This window comes from Streptococcus varani (assembly GCF_001375655.1).
Taxonomy (GTDB): domain Bacteria; phylum Bacillota; class Bacilli; order Lactobacillales; family Streptococcaceae; genus Streptococcus; species Streptococcus varani.
In genome coordinates, this window is sequence record NZ_CTEN01000001.1 from 236,560 (window position 1) to 252,322 (window position 15,763).

Sequence of the window (15,763 nt, forward strand, 5' to 3'; positions counted from 1 at the left end):
TTATGCGTTCTACCATTAAAGACGTTGCTAAATTAGCCGGAGTCTCACCTTCGACTGTGACGCGTGTCATTCAAAACAGCTCTGCCATTAGTCAAAAAACAAAGGACATTGTCCGTCAAGCCATGGTAGAACTGAAATATCATCCCAATCTTAATGCTAGAAGTTTGGTCAGCAGTTATACTCAGGTTGTTGGTCTAGTTCTTCCAGAAGACTCTGATATTTTTTATCAAAACCCCTTCTTCCCTCAGGCTCTGCGTGGTATCTCCCAGGCTGCAGCGGACCATAATTATGCTATTCAGATCAGTACTGGTCAAAATGAGCAACAGCGGCTAGAAGCCATTTCCCAAATGGTGGATGGTAAGCGGGTGGATGGCCTCATTTTCCTCTACTCTATGCCCGATGATCCCCTAGTAGAACTAGCTGTTGAACGGCAGTTTCCTTTCCTTATTCTGGGAAAGGCAATCTCGCCTTTTATCTCCTTAGTGGATAATGATAATATCCGGGCTTCCTACGAAGCGACCAGTTACTTCATTGATAAGGGCTATAAAAACATCGCTTTCATGGCCGGAAACAAGGAGTTAGTCGTCTCTCAAGACCGTTATGAAGGTTATAAGAATGCTTTGACCTCTCATCACCTTCCTATCAATGAGAGCAAAGTTAGCTTCTCAAATGGCTTCCTCCTAGAAGAGAACAGTTACAAGGTCATGCGGAAGTTGACCAAACAAGCGATTGACGCTATCGTGACAACGGATGCTATGGTAGCTGAGGGAGCTCTTTCTTATCTCAAGGAGCACCAGCTGGATTTTCCCATTATCACCTTTGATTCTGTCAAGCCAAAGATTGATGTAGAGGCCTATGTTGATATCAATGCTCTTGAATTGGGCCGAGAATCCTTTAATACCCTTCTACAAATTATTAGCGACAGCAAAGACAAGAAACAAGTCTGCTATCGTCATGTCATTCCACACGCTATTAGAAAACTTAAGTAAGAAAGGAGCCCTCTGTACCATGGCCCTAAGAACATTCCAGCCCTATCTAGATGATACGGCAACCATTCGGTTGGTAATGGAAAAACGCTTCGATGCGGACCTTATGTCCTTTACCATCGAATCCCATCAATCCGCCTTTGAGTTGTTTATTAACAGACGAATCGAAGATGCACAAACAGTTACCTATCTTTTAAAGAGCATTCATCGTTTCAATTTAAAAGAAGAGTATTTCATTTATGACCAAGATCGAAATTCTGCTGAATTAGCTTATGGACACATCGTCCGTAGCAGCCTTTTTGAACAAGAATATACCTATTCTGGCAGTGATTTAGGAGCAACTTATCATCCAAGTGAGACAAGCTTTAAAATCTGGGCTCCTATTTCTAAACAAGTCATCCTTTGTTTAGAGGACTCTACTTATCCCCTGGTTAGAAAAGAACATGGAGTCTGGGAAATGAACCTTCCTGGCGATTGGGATGGTAAGGCTTATCACTATCTTCATCGTGTCAACGGTCAATGGGTGGAAGTCCATGATCCCTATGCTATCTCATCCATGGCTAATTCCGGAAGAAGCATCGTCATTAATCCAGTCAGATTGGCTAAACCCACACGATCCCAGACCCATATCCCCCTGTCACAGGCTGTCATCTATGAGATGAGCGTGCGTGATTTTTCTTGGCAAAAGGAAGCTGGCTTCCAACATCCTGGCCAGTTTAAGGGCTTAAATGAATCCCCAAAACTCGAAAATTTATCCCTAGGTATGGATTACGTTAAAAACCTAGGGGTAACCCATATCCAACTCATGCCTCTTTATGATTTTGGTAGTGTCGATGAATTGCATCCTCAAGCAGTCTATAACTGGGGCTACGATCCCGTTCAATACAATGTTCCAGAAGGATCCTTTTCTTCTAACCCAAGAGACCCCTATGCTCGTATCTTAGAGTTACAGGCAGCTATCCAGGCCTACCATGATGCAGATATCAACGTCATTATGGATGTAGTCTACAATCATGTTTATCATGCTGAGACCTACGCGTTTGAGAAAATTGTCCCTGGTTACTTCTATCGTTACAACGAGTTTGATCAGCGAACAGACGGTACCTTCTGTGGGAATGACGTAGCTAGTGAACGAAGTATGGTTCGCAATTATATCAAACAATCTCTAAAACACTGGGTGCAACTATATGGTTTTGATGGTTTCCGCTTTGACCTCATGGGAATCCTTGATAGTAAAACCATGCACCAAATTCAGATAGAATTATCAAGCATCTTTCCAAGCATCTACTTATACGGTGAAGGATGGTCCATGCCTACTGGCTTACCACCACAAAAACTAGCTCATCAGTACAACGCTTATGAGTTGACAAAAATTAGCTTCTTCAACGATGACTATCGTGATACCTTCAAGAAAATTCTTCTCAATCCTTTTTATATTATCGAACATCAGCAACAAGAAAAGATTCAAGATTTACTAGCAGGTAGTATCAACAGTCATTTCATCAGTCCAACACAGTCGCTCAACTACTTGGAATGCCATGACAATGCGACCATGTATGATTATTTCAAAATTAAAAATCCTGAGATTTCCCACCATGACCAAAAACGAGCAGCGAGTTTTGGTCTACAATTGGTTCTAATTAGCCAAGGTTTGTCCTTTATTCACTGTGGTCAAGAGTTCTTCAGAGAAAAGGATGGGATTGATAATACCTACAATAGTCCCGATGCGATCAACCGAGTTGATTGGATCAGAGCGCTTCGTTACCAAAATCACGTCCAGTATATTCGTGATTTCATCGCATTCCGCAAGGCACACCCAAGTCTGTCTCAGGACAATTATTGTCAGATTCAGGAAAACTGTCATTTCTTCTGGTTATCAGAACTTGTACTTCGTTACGAAGTTCATTCTGACAACCAAATTATCCAGTTTATTATCAATTTTTCTCATCAGGACTTTTTATACACCAAGAATGAAAAACAAGAAGTTCAATTTACTTATCCACCGCTTGTGGATAAGTCCCAAGAAACTTTCTACATTGCAGGCCAAAGCATCTGCACTCTGCTTGAAGAAAAAAGATAAACCGATGGAAGAGGAAAGGACAAAAAAATCTAGAACAGAGCAAAAAGCATAGAATCACCTTATCAAAAAACCTTGATTCTATCATTTTTTAAAGTGTTTCATTTTCATATAATAGGCTGGGATTCGGTTTTTCCCAGCCTATTTTTGCGCTTACTTCATTTTTAATCCCCTTTTGCGAACAAACTGTGTAGGAGGTTATGAATGAAAAAATATTCTACACTATTGTTATCGTCTACACTCTTGTTGTCTACCCTGACCAACAGTTCCTTGATTGCTGCCCAGGAGACGGAAAACTCTACTGAGTTGCCCTTGACAACCACAATAGCAGAGTCAAATCAAGAAGTTACTAGCATCTTAGAAACCACAGAGACATCTGAAGAAATCATACCTTTGGATCCTAGACCAAAAGTTGCTGTCACCGAATCGGCTGTAACTAGCCAAGCCAATCAAATCATCACTACTCAGCAAAACGGCAATAACCTATCCATCTTCTACCAACGATCCAATGCACAAAAAAATCTCGAAATTAAATATGCCATCTGGTCTCATGAGAATGGTCAAGATGATTTGAGATGGATCAGTGCAAGAGATTACCAGACTGATATTTCCCTTGTAGATTCTAAAGCTGGTAGGTACTCTATTCATGCTTATATCACCATCGAGGGAAAATCAATCTTTTTACAGGCTATATCCATAGATATCACCAGGCCAGCACCTAGCATGACAGCAAAGATTAACCAAATTGGACTACTGGATATCGCCATTCATAATATCTCTCCGGATGTTCAAGAAGTCCTTGTTCCCACATGGTCCAATGTCAATGGTCAAGATGACATCAAATGGTATAAAGCCCAACGACAAACAGACGGAACCTATAGTCTACGTGTTTACCTCAAAGACCATCACTTCAATACAGGCGCTTATTCCATCCATGTCTATACTAAAGATACCCAGGGAAGACAAAATTTTGTTACCAATACAAGTATCCAGATTTGCAATCAAGATGTTCCTAGCAAGCCCCAACCAGACATTGCTCTTGAAAACCTGCAAGCCATTCATGGAAGATACCAAGTCGCTGTTTATGAAACAGCAAGTAGCAAACCGATTCGTTCTGTAGAGGTGGCTAGCTGGTCCATGGAGAAGCAGGCCAATCTCATATGGCGTACTGCCAGCTTAGAGAATGGCAAGTATCTTGTTGCTGTCGATTTTCAGGAGCAACAAAATCATAGTGGAAATTACCATAACCATGTCTATGTGACCTATACAGATGGTAGCCGCGTTGGTTATGCCAGTCAGATAGTCGATTTGACATCGGCCAGACTTCCACTAAAGTTCAGCACACATCTAGCCAAAATTGGGCATATCCAAGTCACACTGAGCAATGTTTATGATCATCAAGATCTACAATTTGCTGTTTGGTCAGATGAGAATGGACAGGATGATCTCAGATGGTATAGCGCCAAAAAGTCTGCAGACCGAACCTATTTAGCAGATATTCTACTAAACCAGCACAAAGGAGTTGGGAAATACCACGTTCATGCCTATCAGGGTGGAAAAGGTTTGGGTGCCTATAGCATGATGGTAAGTAATAGTGATCGCTATTCTTCCAATAATACCTATCCCATCGGCCAATGCACTTGGGGAGCTAAGGAAGTAGCTCCTTGGGTCGGAAACGCCAACCAGTGGCCCGCATCTGCACAGAGGGCTGGCTTCAGAATAGGAAATAGACCACAAGTAGGAGCCATCGCAGTTTGGCCAGCAGGCCAATATGGACATGTTGCTGTCGTTACTGCAATCGACAGTAGTGGCCGTATCCGTGTTCAAGAATCTAATTATGCAGGAAATATGAGCATTGGAGACTACCGGGGTTGGTTCAATCCAGTTACCAGTGGCGTCACCACCTATATCTATCCTCATTAAAAAATCAACGACTCTTTTGTTTTTTGGTATAATAAAAGAAAACGATTTGGATAGTTTCTTATGACACAAACCACTAAAAGAGCCTTAGAGGAATCTTTAAAAAACTTGCTCCTAACAAAGCCCGTCCCTAAAATTACCATCCAAGATATCGGAGATGATTGCGGAATCAGTCGAATGACTTTTTACTACCATTTCAAAGATATTTATGATTTGGTTGAATGGGCTTGTATGGAGGATGCGCAGAAAGCCTTAGGAGAAAACGGGCACTATGATAGTTGGCAAGTGGGACTGCTTCATATTTTTGAAGCTGTTCAAGACAATAAACCCTTTATTCTCAATGTTTATCATTCCGTCAGTCGTGAACAAGTTGAAAATTATATCTATCAAATCACCCATCCACTTATCCTGTCTATTATAGATGAAAAAGCTTGTGAATTTCATATTCGGGATGCGGAAAAGCAATTTATTGTCGATTTTTATAAATATGCTCTTGTTGGCTTTCTTCTAGATTGGATCAAAAAAAAACATGAAAGAAAATCCCAAAGAAATTATCGCTCGACTTTCAGTATTGATTCACGGTCATCTCTTAACCACTCTCCAACATTATAAGAAAAGAAGTTCCTAGCAACTTTACAAAAAGCCCAAAATGTTTAATTTTTTATCATTGGGGCTTTTTTGTTTATAGTATTCATCCCTTCAAGGAATTATACTAAAGAAAAAATATCGGAGGTTGTTTACATGTACTACTCTAGTGGAAATTACGAAGCTTTTGCACGGCCCATGAAACCGGAAGGGGCAGATCACAAGTCAGCTTATATTATTGGTTCCGGTTTGGCTGCTCTAGCTGCAGCCTGTTTTCTAGTTCGTGATGGACAAGTTCCCGGCAAACAGGTTCACATTCTGGAAAAAGATCCTATCCCCGGTGGAGCCTGCGACGGTTATCAGTACAGTGATATTGGGTATGTGATGCGAGGTGGACGTGAAATGGATAATCATTTCGAGTGTATGTGGGATCTCTTTCGTTCAATTCCAGCACTTGAAACACAGGGAGCAAGTCTTTTAGATGAATATTATTGGCTTAACAAGGCGGATCCCAATTTTTCTCTTTGTCGTGCTACTGTAAATCAGGGTCAAGATGCTCGCACCGAAAATAAATTTGGTCTTTCGGATAAGGCATCTACTGAAATTATGACATTGTTTTTCACACCTAACGAAGAACTCTACAATAAGCGAATTGATGAAGTCTTTGATAATGAAGTTTTCGATTCTAATTTCTGGCTTTATTGGAGAACGATGTTTGCTTTTGAAAATTGGCATTCTGCTCTGGAAATGAAGCTGTATCTCAAACGATTCATCCATCACATCGGCGGTCTACCTGATTTTACAGCTCTTCGCTTTACTCGTTACAATCAATATGAATCCATCATCCTACCAATGGTAGAATACCTCAAATCTTTTGGAGTTGTATTCCATTACAATACTAAGGTGGTTAATGTTCTCTTTGATTGCACAGACAAGAAAAAAGTTGCCAAAAAAATTGAACTGATTCATAATGAAGAAAAGGATTCCATTGACTTAACAGAGAACGATTTGGTTTTTATTACAAATGGGGGATGTGTTGAAAACTCAAGCTATGGTAGCCAAGATGAACCCGCTTCATTCCAAAAAGAAATCCGATCAGGCGGTGGTTGGGATATGTGGCGTAAAATTGCTGCCCAGGATGATTCCTTTGGCCACCCAGATAAATTCTGTTATGATTCTGAACAATCAAATTGGATGAGTGCTACTGTCACGACCCTTGATCATAAAATACCCGCTTATATTGAAAAGATTTGTAAGCGTGACCCGTTTTCAGGTAAAGTGGTAACAGGTGGTATTGTAACCGTTCGTGATTCAAGTTGGCTTCTCAGTTGGACAGTCAATCGTCAACCTCAATTTAAATCTCAAAAAGAAAACGAATTAGTTGTCTGGGTTTATGGACTTTTCTCTGATAAAGAGGGAGACTATATCAAGAAACCAATGCGTGATTGCAGCGGAAAAGAGATTTGTGCGGAGTGGTTGTATCACATGGGTGTGCCGATTGAAGAGATTGACATCCTAGCAAGTACTCATGCTAAAACCGTTCCTTGTATGATGCCATATATTACTTCTTTCTTTATGCCACGTGAAAAAGGAGATCGTCCAGATGTCGTTCCACAGGGTGCTGTTAACTTCGCCTTTCTAGGACAATTTGCCGAAACTCCTCGCGACACTATTTTTACGACGGAGTATTCCATTCGTACAGGTATGGAAGCCGTTTATAGTTTGCTAGAGATCGACCGTGGCGTTCCTGAGGTCTGGGGAAGCACCTATGATATACGCGACCTCCTCCATGCATCCGTTGCATTACGGGATGGAGCGAAAATAACGGATATGGAGTTGAGTTTTGTTCAAAAAATGGCTCTAAAAAAAGTATTACAAAAAATAAAGGGAAGCGATATTGAAACCATTCTCCGTCATTATCAAGTCATTGATTAACTTGATGCTCTAGCAATCAAACATGATATAGATAGATTGACTACAGATAGAAGTTAGCTCATTATGAAAAAATAAAAGACAGCTACTTTTATTTCAAAGAAAGTGACAATACAAGCACCTCACCTTTCCACTACCTAGCAAAAAAAGCGAACAAAATAGAGTCACTGGTTAACAGCACACTCTATTTTGTTCGCTTTTTATTGGGATGAGATTTTTCTCTTCCACTTTATATCCTGTTTTCTAATAGGGAAATAATCTTTTGACCCACACGTTCGATGTCTTGATTAAGGCCGCGCAACTCCACTTCATCTAAGACAGGAAATCCAAACCGTTGGGCATATTGTTTGGCTGTTAAGCAATACTGATGGTTAAAATTACGATTACCAAAACCAACGACGCCTAGACAGTGTTTGTCATTGCCCTCATAAGCAATGAAGTCTCCCAAGGGGTTGGTCAAAATTTCCCTATCTCCATTGTCTAGACCATTTCCACCCTCCAGATAGGTGGGTAAAAAAGCCACAAAAGGAGCATCTAGAGCATAGTAAGGGATTGCTTCTTTAACCAAATCCTTGACATGGATTTCTTCTACATCAAGATCAAGGCTCGAATGGAAGTTCAAAAAGCTGGTCAATCGGCGAATAAAACTCTGAGTATTGCCACTGAGGCTGATATAGACCAAATAAATCTTCTTCATACTTCTCCTATCCTAATCTATATCGACAAAGCGCCCCATAACACGGACATTTTCGGCAATGGAAACAAAGGCATGGGGATCCGCCTTGGACATAAAATATTTAAAATCACTGTATTCTTCCCGCGTAATAATGGCTAGAAGAACAGCTTTTTTCTCATGCTGAAAGGTCCCTTCTGCCTCATTGATGGAGGTCACACCACGATGAAGTTTCTTATGAATCATCTGGATAACACGATCAGGATGACTAGTCACAATCAAGGCTTGCATTTTCTTCTGTCTGGTGAAGAGGGCATCCGTAACACGGCTGGAAACAAAGATGGTCACCATAGAGTAGAGAGCGTATTGCCAGCCAAAAAGGAGGCCGGCAAAGAGCATGATAATCCCATTGACCACCAACGAAATACTGCCAACGCTACGACCCGTCATCTTACGAATGGTCAAGGAAATAACATCAGTGCCTCCGCTGGATATCCGATTTTTTAAGCCAAACCCAATCCCTGTTCCCATCACCAAACCACCAAAAATAGCATTGATGAGGGGATCTGGAGTCAGCGTTACCTGAGGAACCAGTTGAATAAAGAGGGAACTCATGGTTACCGTGATAAAGGTAAAAACGGTAAACTTATGTCCAATCTTATACCAGGCCAAGACCAAAAGAGGTAAATTGATGGCGTAAAAGGCCAGAGCGACCGGGACGGTAAAACCCAGATAGCGATCACTAATAGCCGATAAAACCTGAGCTAAACCTGTCGCTCCGCTAGAATAGACATGGCCAGGTTGAAAGAAAAAATTGACAGCAATGGCTGACATCAAGCCATAAAAGAGAGAAGCCGAAAATTTCTCTGCATATTTTTATCTTGAAATGCTTTTTAGGGTCTGAAAGATGCCAAATTTTTTGGCCCAACGTTTCACAAGATATTTGATTCGTTTTGGTAAGGGAGCTCGTTTAATCATAACTTTCTACTGTTAATGCTAGTTCTTCCAATTGCTTCGAAGCAACCAAGCTAGGTGCTTGGGTCATCGGATCTGATGCCTTGTTATTTTTAGGGAAGGCAATGACTTCACGAATGTTATCTTTACCAGCCAAAATCATGACCAGACGGTCCAAGCCGATGGCTAAACCACCATGCGGTGGGAATCCATAGTCCATAGCCTCCAATAAGAAACCAAACTGTTCATTGGCATCCTCAGCTGAGAAGCCAAGTGCCTTAAACATGCGTTCCTGAATCTCTTTTTGGTTGATACGTAAGCTACCACCACCAAGCTCATAGCCATTTAAAACGATATCATAAGCTACTGCACGAACATTGGCCAATTCACCTTCTAATTCATGAGCTGTTTCATCTGTTGGCAAGGTGAATGGATGGTGGGCAGACATATAGCGACCTTCCTCCTCAGACCATTCAAACATTGGCCAATCGATAACCCAAAGGAAGTTGAACTTAGACTCATCAATCATCCCCAACTCTTTGGCAATACGGGTACGCAGAGCACCTAGAGTACTATTTGCAACCTCAAGTATATCGGCTACAAAGAGGACAAGGTCATTTTCAGCCAACTGTAAAGTAGCTGTCAAGTCTGATTCAATCTCTGTCAAGAACTTAGCAACTGGACCGGCCAAACTACCTTCTGTCATCTTAACCCATGCCAAACCTTTTGCGCCGTATTGTTTTGCGACTTCTGTCAGCTTATCAATGTCTTTACGAGAGTATTTATCGGCACTGTCTTTCACTACGATGGCCTTGACAACAGGAGCTTCTGAGAAGACCTTGAAGTCAACATTCTTGACAGTGGCTGTCAAGTCTTGCAATAACATGTCAAAGCGGGTATCTGGTTTGTCAGAACCATACGCATTCATAGCATGATCATAAGCCATACGTGGGAATGGTAGAGTAACGTCAATTCCCTTTGTATCCTTCATCACTTTAGCAATCATGCCTTCAACGATATCTTGAATTTCTTGCTCATTCAAGAAAGAAGTTTCCAAGTCAACTTGTGTAAACTCAGGTTGACGGTCTCCACGCAAATCCTCATCTCGGAAACACTTGACGATTTGGTAATACCGGTCAAATCCAGCATTCATCAGCAATTGCTTAGTAATCTGTGGACTTTGTGGAAGGGCATAGAAATGACCTTGACTAACACGACTAGGTACCAAGTAGTCACGCGCTCCCTCAGGAGTTGACTTGGTCAACATGGGTGTCTCCACATCGATAAACTCAAGCGCATCCAAGTAGTTACGGATAGAGTGAGTCACTTTGGCACGCAACTTAAAGTTTTCGAGCATTTCTGGACGGCGAAGGTCTAAATAGCGGTAACGAAGACGGGTATCATCTGCGGCTTCCACCCCGTCCTTGATTTCAAATGGCGTTGTCTTAGCAGTATTAAGGATGACCAAGTCAGATACTTTCAACTCCACACTCCCTGTCGGAAGCTTGTCATTAGCTTGCTCACGCGCAGCAACAGTTCCTGTCACCTGAATGACAAACTCACTACGAAGAGTCTCTGCTGTTTCCATAATGGAGCTTGAAACTTCTTCGGGATTAATGACCAACTGCATGATGCCCTCGCGGTCACGCAGGTCCACAAAAATCAAGCCACCCAAATCACGACGGCGACCAACCCAACCCTTGAGGGTGATTTCTTGACCAATGTGCTCACTGCGAACACGACCTGCATACATCGAACGTTTCATAAATAAAGTACCAAGCCTCACAAAAGCAAGCGTCTACTTTTCAAGGCTCCTATTCCTTTCGCATCTAATGTTTTAAATATTTTTTCATTCCTTACTATTATAGCAGAAAGGACCAAAAAACCCCACCCATGAGGAGGAGTTTTTTCTTTGCCAACCTTGCTTTTTTACTTTTCTCCTTCTGTCAAAACTTTTTGACAGGAAAAATAGTCCATGTCTGCAAATTTTGATAGACAAGTTCATGGAAATTCATTACACTGGAGATAGAAACGAGGGATGATTATGACAGAATATATCAATATCGGACAAATATTGCGAGCGGCTAGAAAGGCTCAAAATCTCACTCAAGAACAGATAGCTGAAAAACTCTTCCTTTCACGACAAACCATTTCTAACTGGGAAAACAACAAATCTTATCCAGATATTCTCAGTTTGATTCAGTTAAGTGATTTTTATAAGATTAGTCTGGACAGTCTAGTCAAAGGAGACCAAGCCATGATTCAACACCTAGCAAAGAGTACAGATGTGGTAGCCAGTAACCACAAACTCATTTTAGCAATCGGTCTAAACATCCTTCTCTTAACCATCTTTACTATTTACAATGCCATTATTGTGGGCAATATCTATCTCATCTTGGCCTGTGCTATCATTTGGCTAGCCTCTACAGGTTTTCTTTTCTATCAAATTATTAAGCATATCTAGGAGGTCAATCATGTTACTTTTTCTAATCAGCGGTATCGCTTTAACCATCCTGGCAGGTTTCTACCTGATGACCCAAGTCTTTCAAATGGTCAAAATTGATGCCTACTATCGCGGTATCAAACACCCAAAATTTTGGGCATTTTTAGCCTCTACTGGTCAAAGAGGTGACGGACTCATCCTCTATTTGCTCAAGCGAAGAAATTTCCAAAGAGAAACCATGTCGGATAAGGATTTTCTTGCCTTTCAAAGCTACAAAGGTCGAGCTCTGGTCGCCCTCATTTTTCAACTAGTAGGTGCTGCTATGACTATCATCGCTCTCATTCTTTATTTAAGGTAGAAAATAAAAGACTATAACAATAACTCTTCAAGGTAAAAAAAGAAGAGCCAATAAATTTAGGATTCCCATAGGTGGAAAACGAATTTATTGACTTTTTCTATTGATCTTTTAATACTTTTTTATGGCAAAATATTGCCCGCTGATCTATAGATGTGATACCACTGTTCACGGCTCAATTGAACATCAAGTGCCTGAGCGATTTTAGCCAAGCGCTCAGGGTTCATAGAACCAACAATAGTTTGGATTTTTGCCGGATGACGGAGAATCCAAGCCACTATGATAGCTTCATCCGCCACACCATAATGTTCTGCATAGTGAGCAATCGTATCATTAAGCTCCTGATAAGTTGGATTACCAGCAAAGAGGCCTGCTCCTAGACTAATCTGGAAGGGTGACCAGGCCTGAACAGTTACCTTATTGAGCTGGCAGTATTCCAAGATGCCACCATCACGCATGGTTGCTGCATCATCTTTCATATTGACATGGAAACCTGCATCAATCATCGGTGTATGGGCAGGTGACAGTTGCAATTGATTGACGACTAGTGGCTCATCTAAGTAAGATTGCAAGAGTTCCATCTGATAGCGATTTTGGTTACTGACACCAAAGTGACGAACTTTTCCGGTTTCTTTCAAAATACGAAAGGCTTCAGCTACTTCCTCTGATTCCATGAGGGCATCCGGACGGTGTAGAGCCAAGACATCCAGGTAATCTGTATTCAATCGGGCTAAAATATTATCCACAGATTCTAAGATATGACTTTTTGAAAATTCAAAATAACCTTTTCGAATCCCACACTTGGACTGAATAATCATCTCCTCGCGTTTGATTCCCAAATCTTTTACCGCTTGGGCAAAACGAACTTCTGATTGTCCACCACCATAGATATCCGCGTGGTCAAAGAAATTCATTCCCTTTTTCATACTCGTTTCTAGAACACGCGCTGCTTCCGTACTTTCTAGATCTGCCATCCGCATACAACCAAGAGCAATACGAGCTACTTCCAAATCAGTACTTCCAAGAATTTGTTTCATAAGGTCCTCCATTTCTTTCTACCAGTATATCACAAAGGCAAGCGTTTTCCCAAGAGCTACCTTTTTTATATCACATCCACAATTTCTAATCTTTTCAAAAAACTACCCACCTCTCTTCAGCAATCGCTATTAATCATCCTGATTTTTCTCTAGAATGACTGGTAAAAACGAATCTACAGAAAAGGATGTCACTTCCGAATCTTCATCACAATGTAGCAAAACCTTGCAGGCTGATTAATCCATTGAGATAACTTTCTCTCTCCGTATCGATATAATCTGTCGCTTTCAAGACCATGTCTTTCACTTCCCATCATCATACCTTAAATGGTTGACCATACACCCTTCATAAGCGACAGTCGCAGTATAACTTGAGGCTCTTCCTATTGTTTTACACGAAAAAAGTTATCCAACTTCCCACTTCTTGGTTTTTTCCAAGAAGTAGCATGCTAATGATAGGAAAGTAACGCTTGCCTGTTTTATATCGTTAATCATCAGAGAAAACTCATCTGCTCTTTTATTTTGAGGTTGATTGGCTTAAACTCTTCATCACACCGTAAGGTTTCAAGATCACGTCGAATAAATCAATAACAATTTATCTTCGGATGGGCTGTTTAAATCTAAAAATAAGGAGAAAATCTCCTTATTTCATGGAAATATTGCCATAGCTATTTAGGATAATAATCTTTCCCGTAGCGTCTTTTTCTGTGTGGGAAACTCTTGTCCCGGTATTTTCACTGACTTTTTTCAAATCCTGATAGTGACCAGAGAGTTGAATATCTCCCCCGTAACTCTGGATGTCTACGTTAGTTTTACTATCTGCGGCCAAATTAATATCCATATTGATAGCGGAAGCCATGAAATGATTTTCTCCAAGAAGTTTTACATTTTCAATAGTGACTTGTGATTCGTATCCATAGTAATTGTCTTCACCATTACTTGATGCTGCAAGCTCAGCTTCTTTCTGGATTTCTTCTTCCGTGGAACCATCGGAATAACTTATATTTTTTAAGGTCGAATTGCTAAAGTTGATACCTCCACTTTGATCTGTAATAACTAGATTTTCACCACTTGAGTTTGTAAATTGAGAATAATCTGAGTATAAATTCAATTTTACATCTTTTAGTTTACTGTCATTAGCTGAAATAGAACCTTGTAGATTTCCTTTAGAAATAGTAGAATTGACAATTCCTGTAAAACTACCTTGATAATCAATGTTTTCAATGGTAAGATTGGTCAACTGCATCCACATGCTCCACCCAGTTAAAGCCTCAAGAGGTTTATCCTTTGGTAAGGTCACTACAATTTCACGAAAGTCACTCGTACGACCGCTTTCATTAAGAAGATAGCCAAAGACTTCAATCAAGCCAGTCATTTCGAACTCTTTCTCAACATTCTTTATTGATAGAAGATCCCCTTCTTTTGTCAGCTCAATATCCGAAAGAAATGTACTCTTTTTATAATAACTGACCGTTGGTTTTTGAACATCCCCAGATTGAATATGAATGTTGCGATAAGTATTAACTCTTAACTCGGAAATATCAGTAAAAACCTCACTCACTTTCTGTGGGGCTGTAATGCTTTTAATAGCCTGAATCCCTCCCATTGCAAAACCAGCACCCAATAGTAGAGCACCTATAAAAAGGCTGATAACTGAAACTTTTAGGCATTTTTGGGAAAATTTGCTCATCATACAGTCCTCACTTTCCGTATCATTTTTTGCCAGAGAAGAACAAGACCTTTGCCAGAGAAACGAGCCAGGAAGGTGGTAACCATCCAGACTAATATGCTTCCACCAAAAAGCATAAGGCTAGCTCCAATTCCCATTGCGACAGCCGAAAGAGAGCTGGTTAGAAGAGTAAAACTTTCAAAGAGAGTCATAGCTGCCAGAACCAGACCCGCCAACCCCAATAGATAGGCTGCTATAATTGCCGACAAAACTAGCGCGACGATGGCTAACATGAGTAAAATCAAGAATATTAAGACTGGCAGAGCAATTGGAGCAGCAAAAATGGACAGAACTATCATCCCAATGATTGTCGCATTGGTCTTTGGAGTCTTATTCGGCTCGGTAACATGCTTTCCCAAAACAGTTGAAATAACATCACTCGCTGCTTCCTTGGGAGTTCCCAACTCAGCAATGACCGTTTCTTCATTTTCTGGACCCGCCTCTTCAAAATATTCTACAAAGTAATCCATAGCCTCCTCATAGTCCACTTGAGGCAAGCGTTTTAGATATTTGTCCAATTCAGCTAAGTATTCAATCCGCGTCATGATTGCTTCTCCCTTCTACAATTCCATCCAGAGTATTCTTATATTTTTGCCATTCTTCCCTTAAGTAGATTAACTGAAACCTACCAGCCTCGGTAATGGCGTAGTATTTACGCTGACGGCCTTGATGTTCCTGATTATAGGTTGTAACAAACCTTGCGATTACGAGTTTCTTCAAGATAGGATAAAGAGAAGATTCTCTCGCATTTGTGACCAACTTAATAGTCTGGCTAATTTCATAACCATAAGAATCATGCCGGTCTAGCATGGATAAAATCAGAAATTCTATCAAGGTTGATGATACTGGAAAGTACATAGATTCAACCTCCTCTATATGTCAAATAATGACATATAATTATTTTTTGCACATTAATTGTATATCATTATATTCCATAAGTCAACTGATATATGCAAAATTTTATTATATAGTTTAAGATATTTTTGAGGTACAAAAAAAGAGCCCATAGGACTCTCACAAAATGGCTCTATAATTTCTGTAGTGGGTAAGACCACTATGGAGGTTATGGAGCCTT

Annotated in this window: 12 protein-coding genes and 2 pseudogenes; 7 read left to right on the plus strand and 7 right to left on the minus strand. The window is 40.6% G+C overall.

Translation table 11 applies throughout. The features are described 5' to 3' along the window. Positions 1-2: 2 nt before the first annotated feature. The 5 genes and pseudogenes from BN1356_RS01275 (at position 3) to BN1356_RS01295 (ending at position 7,503) form a co-directional block, all read left to right on the plus strand. Positions 3-989, plus strand: coding sequence for a LacI family DNA-binding transcriptional regulator (locus BN1356_RS01275; RefSeq protein WP_093649632.1), 987 nt, complete (start codon positions 3-5; stop codon positions 987-989). Positions 990-1,008: 19 nt separating this feature from the next. After that, positions 1,009-3,066, plus strand: a complete 2,058-nt coding sequence (gene pulA / locus BN1356_RS01280) for a type I pullulanase (protein ID WP_093649633.1) — start codon at positions 1,009-1,011, stop codon at positions 3,064-3,066. Between the two features lie 201 nt (positions 3,067-3,267). Next, positions 3,268-4,986, plus strand: a complete 1,719-nt coding sequence (locus tag BN1356_RS01285; protein ID WP_093649634.1) for a GBS Bsp-like repeat-containing protein — start codon at positions 3,268-3,270, stop codon at positions 4,984-4,986. 60 nt (positions 4,987-5,046) lie between these two features. Then, positions 5,047-5,611 (plus strand): annotated as a pseudogene (locus BN1356_RS01290) (TetR/AcrR family transcriptional regulator). Between the two features lie 113 nt (positions 5,612-5,724). Next, complete coding sequence (locus BN1356_RS01295) at positions 5,725-7,503, plus strand: oleate hydratase (protein WP_093649635.1); 1,779 nt, start codon at positions 5,725-5,727, stop codon at positions 7,501-7,503. 226 nt (positions 7,504-7,729) lie between these two features. Here BN1356_RS01295 and nrdI read toward each other — a convergent pair whose 3' ends face one another. From nrdI to aspS, 3 genes and pseudogenes are all read right to left on the minus strand, one after another. Beyond that, positions 7,730-8,197: a class Ib ribonucleoside-diphosphate reductase assembly flavoprotein NrdI gene (nrdI, locus tag BN1356_RS01300; RefSeq protein WP_093649636.1), complete on the minus strand. Its 468-nt coding sequence runs from the start codon at positions 8,195-8,197 to the stop codon at positions 7,730-7,732. Positions 8,198-8,209: 12 nt separating this feature from the next. Continuing rightward, positions 8,210-9,151 (minus strand): annotated as a pseudogene (locus BN1356_RS01305) (YitT family protein). Next, positions 9,144-10,892, minus strand: a complete 1,749-nt coding sequence (gene aspS / locus BN1356_RS01310; RefSeq protein WP_093649637.1) for an aspartate--tRNA ligase — start codon at positions 10,890-10,892, stop codon at positions 9,144-9,146. Before aspS ends, BN1356_RS01305 begins: the two are co-directional and overlap by 8 nt. A 273-nt stretch (positions 10,893-11,165) precedes the next feature. Between aspS and BN1356_RS01315 the strand changes: the two genes are divergently transcribed. Both BN1356_RS01315 and BN1356_RS01320 read left to right on the plus strand, forming a co-directional pair. Further along, positions 11,166-11,591: a helix-turn-helix domain-containing protein gene (locus BN1356_RS01315; protein ID WP_245620273.1), complete on the plus strand. Its 426-nt coding sequence runs from the start codon at positions 11,166-11,168 to the stop codon at positions 11,589-11,591. A gap of 10 nt (positions 11,592-11,601) precedes the next feature. Beyond that, positions 11,602-11,928 (plus strand): hypothetical protein, encoded by a 327-nt coding sequence (locus BN1356_RS01320; RefSeq protein WP_093649639.1) that lies wholly within the window; start codon positions 11,602-11,604, stop codon positions 11,926-11,928. A 119-nt stretch (positions 11,929-12,047) separates the two neighbouring features. Here the strand turns inward: BN1356_RS01320 and BN1356_RS01325 are convergent, their stop codons facing one another. The 4 genes from BN1356_RS01325 to BN1356_RS01340 form a co-directional block, all read right to left on the minus strand. Then, positions 12,048-12,962, minus strand: a complete 915-nt coding sequence (locus BN1356_RS01325; protein WP_093649640.1) for an aldo/keto reductase — start codon at positions 12,960-12,962, stop codon at positions 12,048-12,050. Between the two features lie 640 nt (positions 12,963-13,602). Then, complete coding sequence (locus BN1356_RS01330; protein WP_093649641.1) at positions 13,603-14,652, minus strand: DUF4097 family beta strand repeat-containing protein; 1,050 nt, start codon at positions 14,650-14,652, stop codon at positions 13,603-13,605. Then, a complete protein-coding gene (locus BN1356_RS01335; RefSeq protein ID WP_093649642.1) occupies positions 14,649-15,233 on the minus strand; it encodes a DUF1700 domain-containing protein in 585 nt (194 codons plus the stop codon). Before BN1356_RS01335 ends, BN1356_RS01330 begins: the two co-directional genes overlap by 4 nt. Next, a complete protein-coding gene (locus BN1356_RS01340; protein WP_093649643.1) occupies positions 15,220-15,546 on the minus strand; it encodes a PadR family transcriptional regulator in 327 nt (108 codons plus the stop codon). The genes BN1356_RS01335 and BN1356_RS01340 overlap by 14 nt, the downstream gene beginning before the upstream one ends. Positions 15,547-15,763: the final 217 nt, after the last annotated feature.